This is a genomic window from Catalinimonas alkaloidigena, assembly GCF_900100765.1.
Classification (GTDB): domain Bacteria; phylum Bacteroidota; class Bacteroidia; order Cytophagales; family Flexibacteraceae; genus Mooreia; species Mooreia alkaloidigena.
Genome location: NZ_FNFO01000008.1, coordinates 91,500 through 103,028 on the forward strand (window position 1 = coordinate 91,500; position 11,529 = coordinate 103,028).

10 protein-coding genes are annotated in these 11,529 nt (G+C 58.3%); 8 read left to right on the forward strand and 2 right to left on the reverse strand.

What is annotated here, in order from left to right:
- Nucleotides 1-13 precede the first annotated feature (13 nt).
- Nucleotides 14-1,585 carry a SusD/RagB family nutrient-binding outer membrane lipoprotein gene (locus BLR44_RS18810; RefSeq protein WP_245706109.1) on the forward strand — a complete coding sequence of 524 codons (1,572 nt, stop codon included), beginning with the start codon at nucleotides 14-16 and terminating at the stop codon, nucleotides 1,583-1,585.
- Between the two features lie 122 nt (nucleotides 1,586-1,707).
- On the forward strand, nucleotides 1,708-4,998 hold the full coding sequence (locus BLR44_RS18815; protein ID WP_089684899.1) for a VCBS repeat-containing protein: 3,291 nt from the start codon (nucleotides 1,708-1,710) through the stop codon (nucleotides 4,996-4,998).
- A gap of 5 nt (nucleotides 4,999-5,003) precedes the next feature.
- Here BLR44_RS18815 and BLR44_RS18820 read toward each other — a convergent pair whose 3' ends face one another.
- Nucleotides 5,004-5,375 (reverse strand): YccF domain-containing protein, encoded by a 372-nt coding sequence (locus BLR44_RS18820; RefSeq protein ID WP_089684902.1) that lies wholly within the window; start codon nucleotides 5,373-5,375, stop codon nucleotides 5,004-5,006.
- 104 nt (nucleotides 5,376-5,479) lie between these two features.
- Between BLR44_RS18820 and BLR44_RS18825 the strand changes: the two genes are divergently transcribed.
- The 5 genes from BLR44_RS18825 (at nucleotide 5,480) to BLR44_RS18845 (ending at nucleotide 10,134) form a co-directional block, all read left to right on the forward strand.
- Entirely contained in the window at nucleotides 5,480-6,256 is a 777-nt protein-coding gene (locus BLR44_RS18825; RefSeq protein ID WP_089684904.1) for an SDR family oxidoreductase, read from the forward strand.
- A 19-nt stretch (nucleotides 6,257-6,275) separates the two neighbouring features.
- Nucleotides 6,276-7,682 carry a methyltransferase RsmF C-terminal domain-like protein gene (locus BLR44_RS18830; RefSeq protein ID WP_089684906.1) on the forward strand — a complete coding sequence of 469 codons (1,407 nt, stop codon included), beginning with the start codon at nucleotides 6,276-6,278 and terminating at the stop codon, nucleotides 7,680-7,682.
- Between the two features lie 117 nt (nucleotides 7,683-7,799).
- On the forward strand, nucleotides 7,800-8,480 hold the full coding sequence (locus BLR44_RS18835; protein ID WP_089684908.1) for a phosphoadenylyl-sulfate reductase: 681 nt from the start codon (nucleotides 7,800-7,802) through the stop codon (nucleotides 8,478-8,480).
- Nucleotides 8,481-8,504: 24 nt separating this feature from the next.
- The gene (locus BLR44_RS18840) at nucleotides 8,505-9,428 is read left to right on the forward strand and encodes an NAD-dependent epimerase/dehydratase family protein (RefSeq protein WP_089684910.1); all 924 of its coding nucleotides are present in this window, start codon (nucleotides 8,505-8,507) and stop codon (nucleotides 9,426-9,428) included.
- 103 nt (nucleotides 9,429-9,531) lie between these two features.
- Entirely contained in the window at nucleotides 9,532-10,134 is a 603-nt protein-coding gene (locus BLR44_RS18845; protein WP_089684912.1) for a hypothetical protein, read from the forward strand.
- A 60-nt stretch (nucleotides 10,135-10,194) separates the two neighbouring features.
- Here the strand turns inward: BLR44_RS18845 and BLR44_RS18850 are convergent, their stop codons facing one another.
- Nucleotides 10,195-11,118 (reverse strand): T9SS type A sorting domain-containing protein, encoded by a 924-nt coding sequence (locus tag BLR44_RS18850; protein ID WP_089684914.1) that lies wholly within the window; start codon nucleotides 11,116-11,118, stop codon nucleotides 10,195-10,197.
- A gap of 194 nt (nucleotides 11,119-11,312) precedes the next feature.
- Between BLR44_RS18850 and BLR44_RS18855 the strand changes: the two genes are divergently transcribed.
- Nucleotides 11,313-11,522, forward strand: coding sequence for a hypothetical protein (locus tag BLR44_RS18855; protein WP_245706110.1), 210 nt, complete (start codon nucleotides 11,313-11,315; stop codon nucleotides 11,520-11,522).
- The last annotated feature ends 7 nt before the right edge of the window (nucleotides 11,523-11,529 follow it).

The following is an 11,529-nucleotide window of genomic DNA, read 5'->3' on the forward strand; positions in this document are numbered from 1 at the left end:
CCACTTTTCACGCATGCATTTTCTACACATGAACTACAGTCAATCTATACAACATAGCCGGGTGGCCTTATCGCTATGGATCGCCGCCCTTCTGCTGATCGGAGCCTGTACCTCCAACTTCGACGAAGTCAACACGGATCAGACCAAAATTTCCGTTATCGGTCCGGCTGAAATTCCGTATCTATTCGCCAAAGCTCAATCGTCGGCCGCACTGCCGGGCGGGAATTACCAGGTCGGGCAGAACTTGTTTTCCGATCAATACGCCCAGTATTTTGCCTGCGTCGCGACTTACTTTCCTTCGGATCGTTACGTGATTCGGATGGACTGGCTGGCGACACCCTGGAGTGTGATTTATACCCAGACGGTACCGCAACTGAAAACCATTTTCGAACAGACGGAGCCTTCGTCGACCGAGTACGCGCTGGCGCAAATCTGGTGGGTCTGGTCGTTCCACCGCGTGACCGATTACTACGGTCCGATTCCCTACTTCCAGGCGGGCATTCCGGCCACTTCGGTGCCGTACGATCCACAGGACCAGATTTACGACGACTTCTTCAAAAAGCTGGACTCAGCCGTGACCGTGCTGGAAAGCCAGTCAGGAGCCGAGCCGTACGGAAGCTTCGACCTGATTTATGGGGGTGACGTGAGCAAATGGATCAAATTTGCCAATACCCTGCGGTTGCGCCTGGCCATGCGCGTGTCGGGTGTAGACCCGTCGCGAGCGCAAACCGAGGCCGAAGCGGCCGTAGCCGGAGGCGTGCTGATGAGCAGTCCCGACGACGACGCGCTGTTGCAGCGTGGTGGGGTGAACGGTGACGATAACGCACTATCGCTGATGCAGTGGAATGAATTTCGCATGAGCGCCGCGATGGAGTCAGTTCTGAAGGGATACGAAGACCCACGGCTGGAAGAGTACTTTGACCCCTCTACCGTTACCGGCGACTACGAAGGGTTGCGCAACGGCCTGACCTCCGCCCAATTGTCGGATGAAAAGAACACGGCGGCTTACAACTCCCTGCACAACAGTGCGCGCTGGAACAGCTCCAATTTGGACGAGTCTCAAAACATCATGGCAACCGCCGAGGCGTATTTCCTGCGCGCGGAAGGTGCGCTCAACGGCTGGAACATGGGCGAGGATGCAAAGACGTTGTACAACAAAGGCATCGAAGCCTCGATGCTGCAATGGGGCATTACCGATCCGGTACTGATTGCGGCCTACCAAAACAGCACGGCGACGCCCATCGCGCCGCAGGACTTCCTCGACTCTCCGCCCATGGCCGATATTCCGGTGATATTCGCCGAAGACGAAGCCACGCAACGGGAGCAGATCGGCACCCAAAAATGGCTGGCGATGTACCCCGATGGCTTCGAAGGCTGGGCAGAGTTCCGGCGCACCGGGTATCCTACTCTCTATCCGGTCGTGAATTCGGACAACCCGGACATTGCCGCCGGAGAAATTCTGCGCCGCATTCCGTTCCTGGACCTGGAAGAGCAGACGAACGGCGATGCCGTCGACGCGGCGGTACAATTGCTGGACGGGCCGGATGTGGTCACGACGCCGCTGTGGTGGGACCCGCACAAATAGGCGAACGGCCGGGCGGCTTACGCGTCTTTGACGTTTAGCTTATTTTTTTATTCCTTGATCTTTCTACACCGTCCGTACCTGCTAGGTTGCTTGTGGGTCCGGACGGTGTCTATTTGAGTTGTATGATGAAACGTTGCTTTTGGGGAAGTTGGGTCGCGCTGGCCGGGAGCCTGGCCGGATGCAGCTCGCCCTCTGCCCCTCACGAAGAAAAAACGGACCCTCTGTTTGTCGAACAAGCGCCGAAAGCGACCGGCGTCACGTTCGCGAACCGGGTGGTGCAGGAAGGGGACAACAACGTGCTCAGCTACCCCTACTTTTTTAACGGTGGTGGGGTTGCCGTCGGCGATCTGAATAACGACGGACTACCCGACCTTTATTTCACCGGTAATCAGGTCCCGAACCGCCTGTACCTCAACAAGGGTAATTTTGAATTTGAAGACATTACCGAGCGGGCGGGCGTGGTCGTGCCCGAGGGCTGGAAGACGGGCGTTACGCTGGCCGATGTGAACGGCGACGGCTGGCTCGATCTGTACGTGTGTCGGTCGGCGGTGGGCGATCCGACGCTGCGCCGCAACCTGCTGTTTATTAATAATCAAGACCTTACCTTCACCGAACGCGCCGCCGACTTCGGTCTGGCCGACGAAGGCTATTCGACGCACGCGGCCTTTTTCGATTACGACCACGACGGCGACCTGGACCTGTTCGTGCTGAACCACTCGCTGCCCAAGTACGCGGGCTTCAGCAAACTGATGGCGACCTACAAACAGGAAACCAATCCGCGCTTTGCCAGTCAACTGTACCGGAACGACGGCGGAGCGTTTACGAACGTGACGGAAGCGGCGGGCATCACCGGCAACGTCCTGAGCTTTGGGCTGGGCCTGGCGGTGGCGGACCTGAACGACGACGGCTGGCAGGACGTGTACGTCTCGAACGATTTCAACGAGGAAGATTACCTGTTTCTGAACCAGCAGAACGGCACCTTTCGGAACGTGCTGCGCGACGCGATGGGCCACACCTCCCTCTTTTCGATGGGTTCCGATGTCGCCGATATCAACAACGACGGGCGACCCGATCTGCTGACGCTCGACATGCTGCCGGAAACCAACGAGCGCATCAAACTTTCGTCAGGCGACGATAACTTCGACAAGTACCGCCAGCTTCTGCGCGCCGACTTCCATCCGCAGACGATGCGCAACATGCTGCAACTGAATCAGGGTGTGCAGCCGTCGGGCGTGCCGCTGTTTGCGGAAGTAGGGCAACTGGCTGGTATCTCGAACACCGACTGGAGCTGGGCCGCGCTGTTCGCCGACTTCGACGGTGACGGCTGGAAAGACCTGTTCATCTCGAATGGCTACGACAAGGACTACACCAACATGCAGTTCCTCAAGTACATGGTCGACGAGCGCGTGAAGGCGCAACGCACCGGACAGCAGCCCACCATGCAGCAGATTCTCGACAGCATTCCGTCCATTCAGGTGGGCAATTACCTGTTTCGGAACACAGGCCCGGAGCTGGGCTTCGCCAAAGTCTCGCAGGAATGGGGCATCGACCGCGCGTTCAAATCGAACGGTGCCGCCTACGCCGACCTGGATGAAGATGGCGACCTGGATCTGATCATCAACACGCTCAACGAGCCGGCCGTCCTGTACCGGAACCAGGCTGTGGAGCAGCAACGTGCTCGGTTCCTGCGCATCGACCTCCGCGAAAAAAATGAGGGCCAGCCACTCGTCGGCACGAAGGTGTGGGTCCATCAGGGAGAACGGACACAATTTCAGGAGTTTTCGCCGGTGCGGGGTTACCAGTCCTGCATGGACGTACCGTTGAGCTTCGGCCTCGGTGCGGACTCAACCGTCGATTCCGTGCGCGTAGTCTATCCCGACGCCCGAATGCAGGTGTTCCGGCCGGTTGATCCGCAGCGATTGCTCGCCCCCGATTACCAGGAAGCGACCCAGCGCTACACGCCTCCGGTCCCGACCTTTCCCCTTTTCACGACCGAAACGCTTGGGGGCTGGACCCACACGCCGGTCGACACCAACGATTTCAAACGGCAGTTGCTGCTACCCTATCAGTTTTCCTATTCGGGTCCCCGGCTGGCGGTCGGTGACATCGACGGCGACGGTCGCAACGATTTTTACGCCTGCGGGGCGAAAGACCAACCCGGTGCGCTGTGGCAACAGCAGGCGAACGGCAGCTTCCAGCATCTGTCAATTCCGGCATGGGAAGCCGACCGCGCCAGTCAGGACGAAGACGCCCTCTTTTTCGACGCCGATGGCGATGGCGACCTCGATTTGTACGTGGTGAGTGGCGGCTACGGCTTTGCGCCGGGCGATCCGGCGCTGCACGATCGCCTCTACCTGAACGACGGGAGCGGACAGTTCACAAAAGCTTCTGACGCGCTACCCACCGAAACCGATGCGGGCTCGTGTGTCGCTACGCTCGACCTGAACGGTGACGGCGCGCTCGACTTGTTCGTCGGGAATCGGTTTGTGCCGGGACAGTACCCAATTCCGGCAGCCAGCCAGTTTCTGCTAAACGACGGGCGGGGCCATTTCACGGCCACCGCGAAAGACCTCGGCATGGTGTGCGACGCCCAACCGGCCGATGTGAACGGCGACGGAAAACCGGACCTGATCGTGGTGGGGGAATGGACACCGATCCGCATCTTTCTAAGTCAAGGCGATCAAGTGTCGGAGCAACCGCAGGAGCTTCCGGAAACGCAAGGCTGGTGGAACTGCGTTCTCGCCGAGGACTTTGATCAGGACGGCGACATAGACCTGATCGTCGGGAATTATGGGCAGAACGCGCAGTTTCAGGCGTCGTCGGAACGGCCGGTGACGCTCACCTACGCCGACTTCGACGACAACGGGCAGGTCGATCCGTTTTTGAACTACTTCGTGGGTGAGCAAACCTATCCGTTTGCCAGTCGCGACGAAGCACTGGGACAAATCAACGGTCTGAAAAAGAAATACCTCAATTATACGTCGTACGCGAACACGACACTACCCAAAATGTTTTCGGAGCAAGAACTGGCCGGTGCCACTACGCTGGAGGCAAATGAACTCCGTACGCTTTACTTCGAAAACCAGGGTGGACAATTCATCAAGCGCGCCCTGCCGGTGGAATTGCAGTTCTCTCCCGTTTTCGCCTTACTCGCTTTCGATTACGATCAGGATGGCGACCTCGACCTACTGGCGGGGGGCAACATCACCCAGGCGCGGGTACGGGTCGGTCCGACAGACGCGAACCACGTACAATTGTTTCAGAATCAGGACGGAGCATTTACCTACCAAGGAACGTTAGGCCTCACCGGCGACGTCCGCGACGTGCAGGCGCTTGATGCGGAACGCGTGCTGATCGGTGTGAACGGCGGGCCGCTGCGCGTAGCAAAGGTGCTCCGGCAAGAGTCGCTATAAAAAACCTACCGCACGTCGCGCCCGAACGGCGTCAGGCTGAAAGCCGCCAGTTTCATGTGCTGCTTGGCGAAAGGAAGTCCGATGATGGTGATGGCGCAGATGACCGCGAAGATGAGGTGCGTGATGGCGATCCAGAAGCCACCGAAGACGAGCCACAGTACGTTCATCGTCACGGACAGACAGCCGGAGGCGCTTTCCCGCACGACCACGTCTTTCCCGAACGGCACCAACGCCACTAGCGCCAACCGGAACACCTGCAAGCCGAAGGGAATGCCGACGATGGTCAGGCACAGCAGCACCCCGCCGATCAGGTATTCCAAAAACAGAAAAATGCCACCGCCCAGGATGATCCACAGAACATTACCGATTGCGCTCATAGTGCAATTGTATGGAGTTGAGATGCCGTAAGATAAAGGAAAAGCGAGATCCCTGAACCCATCCGCCTGTCCTGCGTAGTTATTATCGCTAAACTTTTTGATCTATGGATTTTACCAACAAAGTTGCCCTGATCACGGGCGGAGGCTCAGGACTGGGCGAAGCAGCCGCGCGGATGCTAGCAGCGCGTGGTGCTAAGGTGGGCATTTTGGGCCGCACGAAAGAAGAACTGCAAGAGGTTGCCGACGACGTAGGCGACGACAAAATCATGGTACTGACGGCCGACATTTCGGACGAGAAGTCGGTGAAGGCCGCGGTCAAACAACTGACCGATCGCTGGGGTCGGCTCGACTTCGTGGCGGCCGTGGCGGGCGTCAATGGAACGTGGGCACCCATCGAAGACCTGACGGTGGAAGAGTTTGAGAAAACCATCGGGATTAACCTGACCGGCACATTCATTACGCTCAAATCTGCGTTTCCCTACCTGAAAAAACAGGGCGGTGCGGGTGTGGTGGTCGCCTCGGTCAACGGCACGCGGATGTTCAGCAATACCGGTGCGACGGCCTACGCGACGTCCAAAGCCGGACAGGTCGCCATGACCAAAATGCTGGCGCTGGAATGGGCCAAACACCGCGTGCGCCTCAATGTAATCTGCCCTGGCTGGATCGAAAGCGAGATCGACGACAACACGAAGAAGAAAAACCTGGAAGCAGCCAAGGAACCGATGGAATTTCCGGCGGGTGAAGTGCCGCTGACCGACGGCCAGCCAGGCAAAGCCGATCAGGTCGCCGAACTGATCTCGTTCCTGTTGTCCGACGCCAGCAGCCACATCACCGGCACCGAAATGTGGATCGACGGCGCGGAATCGTTGCTGCGGGGGTGATTTTTCCGACCTTTGGGCCATGAATCTTCCCGCCGCGTTCCGGGAGCGCATGGAACAGCAGCTGGGTGCTGCGTTTCCCACGTTTCTGGACAGCCTTCAGCAATCTCCTCCCGTCAGCCTGCGCCTCAATCCTGCCAAGTGGTCCGCCCCCGCTTCACCGGAACGCGTCCCGTGGGCTGCCCAGGGCTTTTACCTGCCGGAGCGACCCGTCTTCACGCTCGATCCGCTGTGGCACGCAGGCGCTTACTACGTGCAGGAGGCCAGTTCGATGTTTCTGGAGCAGGTCTTACGGCAATCGGTTTCGGGAGATCAACCGCTTAAAGTATTGGATTTGTGCGGCGCACCGGGCGGAAAATCCACGCATCTGGCCAGCCTGTTGCCCGAAGGGAGTCTGCTGGTGGCCAACGAGGTGATTCGCGGCCGAGCACGCATTCTGGCCGAAAACCTGACCAAGTGGGGAGGAGGTCACCACGTGGTCACGCAAAACGATCCTCGTGATTTTCAGGAACTACCGGGCTTTTTCGACGTGGTGGTGATCGACGCACCTTGCTCGGGCGAAGGCTTGTTCCGACGCGATGCCGACGCCATGCAGGAATGGTCGGAGGCGAATGTGCACTTGTGTGCGGATCGCCAAAAACGCATTCTGGCCGACGTCTGGCCGACGCTCCGCCCCGGGGGCACGCTCATTTACAGCACCTGCACCTGGAGTCCCGACGAAAACGAAGCCAACGTGGCCTGGCTGGCCGAACAGGTCGACCTCGATCCGGTATCCGTAGCGATCGATCCGGCCTGGGGTATGGAGGAAATCCCCATCGGACCGTTTACCGGCTACCGGTTTTATCCGCATCATACCCGGGGCGAAGGGCTGTTTATGATCGCCGTGCGGAAAGCGGGCTACGCCGTCAGATCGGCGGTGGCGGGGCGCAGCCGCACGTCCCGTCACAAAAAGAGTAACTTCCTGACTGTAGGCAAAAAGGAACAAGCTGCACTTTCGACCTGGTTGCACGCACCGGAAGCCTGGACGTTGACGCAGGAAGGCGAACAGGTCCACGCCCTGCCAACGGCGCACCTGGCCGACCTGGAGCGCCTCCAGGAACACCTGCGGTGGGTGACCGGGGGCATCGCCCTGGCGGAGATCAAGGGCAAGCACTTGAATCCGATGCCCGGGCTGGCGCTATCTACCCACTTGCAGACCAACGTGTTTCCGCACGTTGAACTCGATCATGCCACGGCGCTGCGGTACCTGCACCGCGACGAAGTAACCGTGCCCGACGCACCGCGTGGTTGGGTGCGGGTCACCTTTCGCGGCGTAGGGCTGGGCTGGCTGAAGAATCTGGGCAATCGCACGAACAATTACTTTCCGAAAGAATGGCGTATCCTGATGTCGGTCGACGATCCGGACGCTTTTTTTACCCTTCCCGTGTGATTTTCCTGCCCGTGTAAAGCCGTTCCGGCACGTTCGCGTACCTTGTGGCGTTTCCATGGTGCGGTGCCCCACCGGTTCGGCACTGCGCTCTATATTTGCATCCTTTTCCGATTGCCTATGACCTCGTTCGAAACCCTTGTCCGCGACATCCGGCACGACATTGCCGACTACCGTCTGCGAGGTCTGAAAGTGTTTGCCACCTCCTCTTTCCAGACCAATAGTGTTCCATTGCTGCACATCCTCAGCCAAATGGAACCCAAGGTGCCGATCTTTTTTCTGAATACCGGCTACCATTTTCCGGAGACGCTTCAGTTCCGAGATACGCTCATGGAGCGACTTGACCTACAACTCATTACGTTGCAATCGCCCGTACCCAAGGCTTACCAGAAAGGCCAGGGCAACCAGTTGCTCTATACCTTCGATCCCGAACACTGCTGCCACCTGAATAAGGTCCAGCCGCTGGAGCCGATTCTGGCGTCGCACGATGTGTGGATCAGCGGCGTGCGCGGCGACCAGAGCCGGGTGCGTGCCAAGATGCACAAGGAAGAAACCACTCCCGACGGCGTGCTGCGCTACCACCCGATGCTGGGCTGGACGGCCAAGATGGTCTACGACTACATCCGGGAGTTCGACCTGCCCAAGCACCCGCTGGAGCCGGAGGGCTACATCAGCATTGGCTGCGAACCGTGTACCCGCAAGTTTACGCTGCCCCCCGACGGAGCCGACGACCGGGGCGGACGGTGGTTCGGGCTGCAAAAGAGCGAGTGCGGCCTCCATACCGAATTGATTAAAAAATAAAACGACGCGCATACTCTCCCCTTTATGCATGTACTCATTACGGGCGGCGCTGGCTACGTGGGCACCGAGTTGGTGAACCGGCTGACGCAAAACCCCGACGTTCAGGAAATCACGATTTACGATAACCTCAGCCGCAAAAACTACAACCTGTTTATGTCGGCGCAATGGCCCGACCGACGCATCCGCTTTGTGCTGGGCGATCTGCTCGACAGCCGGAAGCTGAAAGAATGGGTAAAGAAGGCCGACGTGATCTACCATCTGGCCGCCAAGGTGACCACCCCGTTTTCGAACGACGACCCGCACATTTTTGAACAGGTGAACCACTGGGGTACGGCCGAACTGAGCTATCTGCTGGAAGAGTTGCCGCCCCGCCGCATCATCTACCTGAGTTCTACCTCGATCTACGGGGCTTCCGAAGCTCTGGCCGACCGCAACACGCCGCCGCAGCCGCGCACGTATTATGGCATTTCGAAGTGGAACGGCGAGAAAATGCTGGGCCGCCTTGCCGACCAGCACCACCTGCTCATCCTCCGCGGGGGCAACGTGTACGGGTACAGCCGCACGATGCGGTTCGATGCCGTCATCAACAAATTTATGTTCGAGGCGCAGTTCAACCGGCGCATCAGCATCAACGGCAGCGGGGAGCAGAAGCGTTCGTTCATCCACATCGACCAGTTGTGCGAAGCGCTTGCCAAGCTGCTCACCACCGACTTGGCCTCGGGCACGTACGACCTGACGCACAAGAACTTATCGGTTCTGGAGATTCTCGATACCCTGCGGCAGATCTATCCCGACCTGGAAACGTTGTTCATCCAACAGAACATGGCGCCCCGGAGCCTGAGCGTGTTGCCCGACGAGCGGCTGGAACCGTTGCAACTGTTCCCGGAAACTGATCTGTCGACCGAATTGGCCGAGTTTCGTAACAAATTTGCCTTTAACCCGCTATAAGAAGGAAAATGAATTTTCTTTACGCTTAATCGTGTATTCACGTTTTGAATTGCAGCAAAGTAGCAGTAATATTAGCTACGCATAGGTGTCCCGAATTTGACTGATGCTTCTGGAAGCCAGACCTCTCACCCGCCCCCTCTACACGGCTACCCCTTCGATGAAGCGGGTGAAGGAAGTCGGCGACACCCTTTTCTGGTACGAGACCAGCCCCTTCCGAAAGCATTTCAAACTAAAGGGCGCTCAGAACAAGGACATTACGGCCTTTCTGAAGTGGAAAAAAGAGTGTGGTTCGCTGGCCCTGGGCGAGACGCTGGCCGGGCGGTGGACGTTCAAACGCAACGGTTTCCTGCGGCCCTACATCAGCATTCATGCGGTGCAGCCTCCTTCGGTGCCGCCGGCAGCGTCGGAAGAAATGGGGCGTATCTGGATCAACACCAACGGCGAAGGCCGGTTTGCGCCCGTTCCCGACCGCGAATACACCTGGAAATGCACGAATTTCTGGAAGAACGAGTGGAGCTGGTTTTTTAAAAGCAAACGTCTGCTCAAGATCGACACGCTTTCGAACTTCAACAACAAGGTGGGGCGGGTCACCGTCGAAACTGATAAGGTCGACGACGACATGCTTTCTCTACTGTTGCTGTCCGGCTGGTACATCATGGCCCTGATGCAGGACGAATCGGGTACCGATCAGGTGAATCCGTTCTAAACAAGAAAACCGCTTCCCTTACGGAAAGCGGCTCCCCTCTTCATCTATGTATGCACTACTTTACTGTCGCACAAACTTTTTGGTCTGCACGCCGTCGGGCGTGGTGATGCGGTAGAAGTACGCGTTGCCTTTCAGGGCGCTCAGGTCCACCTCTTTTTCGTACGCGCCGGCCGTTTGCGCTTCGTTCTGCAACGTTTGCACCACGCGGCCCTGGCGGTCCAGCACCTCGATTTTCACCGTACCGGCTTTCTCGACCGAGTAGGCGATGCGTGCCGCCCCGCTGGTCGGATTTGGATAGAGACGCGACTCCTGCCCTGCCTCCGGCGCGCTCATGCCCAAGCCCCGTTCCGACATCGGTTCACGGGGGTCCCAGAGCAAAAACGACGCTGGTTGCCACAGGTGCATGCCCGGCCCGGCGTGCGCCCGATCGCCACGCGAACCGTGTGCGCGACCAGCTCGCTTTCTGTCGCCCGACTGTCCTTCGGGGTGCGCACGCTCCGGTCGGTTTGCTTCGCGGAAAGCTTTCAGGTCGGCGTGCCACTGTTCGCGCTGACCGGCCACTTCATCGAACAACGTCTGAATCTGGTTGTCGTATTTCTGTGCCAGTTGCGCCACTTGGCCCATGGCAATCTGCTGGCGGTAGTGCAGGTCCCGGAAGGCGGCCTGCTGTTCTTCCGTCAATTCCGGTCGCTTTTGTCCTTTTTCGCGCGCATCGCCCCGCAGGCTTTTCCGTGCATCGCGGATTTCCTTCAGGTCTGCCTTCAGGCTTTCCAGCTTGGTTTTATCGGCCTTGGCCAGTTGGGCATCGAGCTTGGTACGCTGCGCGCTCATCACCGGAACGACGTTCTCTTTAACGTAGGTCATCACCTGTTGGCGGGCCTCTTTGCGACTGCCCGGGGCGGTCGTTTGGTCCTGCGCCAGGGTGGGTAGCGTGTAGCAGGAGATCATCAGGGCCGCGGCCCATTGAAGCACTTGAATTTTCATATCTTTAGCTGCATTTGTTGAAAGATTATGTCGCTTAGAGGCCCGGCCGGAAACAAGGTTTAACGCCGCCCGTTTATTTTTATACTTCTCCGCGCGACGGCCCGCCGCTACGCAGAGAATTCACGCTAGATTTCCATCGCATTATGTTCGGACTTTTCCGGAAGAAACCCGATTCTTCCAAACCTGCCCCGCAGATGGCAGACATCAACGGAATTCCACTTGCCGAAGGCGATTTCGTCGAATCGTTGCGGTACGACCTGGGCAAATGCCGCCTGCTTAAAACCGACAAAGGGTTTGTGTACGAGTCGCTGGAAAACGGCCGGCAGGTCAGCTGGCTGCAAATGATCGATGCGTCGACCGACCAGCAAAAGGTCAAAAAACTATTACCTCAGAACGGCCACTAGGCCTCTA